This window comes from Aminobacter sp. P4_H6_2 (genome assembly GCF_056400805.1).
This window is the reverse complement of sequence record NZ_JBFUKO010001025.1, coordinates 1-1,116: the sequence shown is the minus strand read 5'-3', so window position 1 is coordinate 1,116 and position 1,116 is coordinate 1. Positions and strand designations below refer to the sequence as shown.

The following is a 1,116-nucleotide window of genomic DNA, read 5'->3' as shown; positions in this document are numbered from 1 at the left end:
AGAAGGGAGTAGGAGCCAGCCATCGAGGCGTGGTCACGATGGCTGGGAAGGGGTCAGGCCGCTTTGGCCATCTCGTTTGCGAAGGAATCGGCGAGCCCGGTCAGGGCTTCGTCAGTCTTGGACTCCTCGGCGAGGGTCTGGCCCAGCAGCTTGGCTGCCTCGGGCATTCCAAGCGATTCAGCCCAGCGCTTGAGCGTTCCATAACGCGTGATTTCATAGTGCTCGACCGCTTGGGCTGCCGAGATCAAACCGGCGTCGATGGCAAGCATGCCCTTGAAGTTATCGATGATCTCTTCGCCTTCGGAAACAATGCCCTCGATCGCCTCGCAAGTTTTGCCCTGGGCGCGTTTGCCCATCAGTTCAAACACCTGCTGCAGGCCCTCCACGTGTCCTTCGGTCTCGTCTCTATGCTTTTCGAATGCGGCCTTGAGTTCAGGCGACTGGGCGGCGCGCGCCATCTTAGGGAGCGTCTTTAGGATCTTCTTTTCCGCATAGTAGATGTCTTTCAACGTGTCGTGAAACAGCGTTTCGAGCGTTTTATCTTTAGCCATGGGGGGTTCCTTTGAGTGCGCCTCTGTGTGCGCATGCCCTTCTCGGAGGCGTGAAAGATCAACAAAGAAGCGCGCGCCGACGTAAAAGGTTCCACCGAAACGCTGCCCGCATCTTGCGCTAGGATTCTTGAGGGGACGKGGAAATTCGATGGTACGGGAGTCGGCCATCATCCATGGGCTCGCTGAGCTATTATGGCGTCAAGTTTGCTTCGTGACGGGCCGTAGCGCTTTATCATCGCCGCAGCCTCACCGCGCATGAGATCATATTTGTGGGCAAATTCCTCGATCTCATACTCCTGCGGTGATACGAGCTTTCGGTCTTTCTTGGTCTTCATAGGGTCGTCTGGCACTGTGGCCTCCTTCATTAGAAGAGGCTGAAACGCGCGAGTTGCCTAAATCGATCCCGCCAGCGCAAACGGCAGATCTCGTGAGGATGTCGGTGACGTTGCGGTTGCCACCTTCAGAAATTCGTCGAACTGACCGCCTGAGCTTTCGATTAAAATAAGATCCCAGGTGTCGTTGGCGGCGGATCTGATCCAGGGTGGTGCAGGCAGACCCGTGGAAC

General features: G+C 56.6%; 1 protein-coding gene. It reads right to left on the bottom strand.

Features of this window, described 5'->3' with window-relative positions; translation table 11 throughout:
• Nucleotides 1-53: 53 nt before the first annotated feature.
• Nucleotides 54-551: a YciE/YciF ferroxidase family protein gene (locus AC1DUU_RS32645; protein ID WP_476787421.1), complete on the bottom strand. Its 498-nt coding sequence runs from the start codon at nt 549-551 to the stop codon at nt 54-56.
• Nucleotides 552-1,116 lie beyond the last annotated feature (565 nt).

Excerpts from the sequence above, each read along its gene's own strand:
- AC1DUU_RS32645 (WP_476787421.1), bottom strand. The coding sequence starts at position 551 with ATGGCTAAAGATAAAACGCTCGAAACGCTGTTTCACGACACGTTGAAA.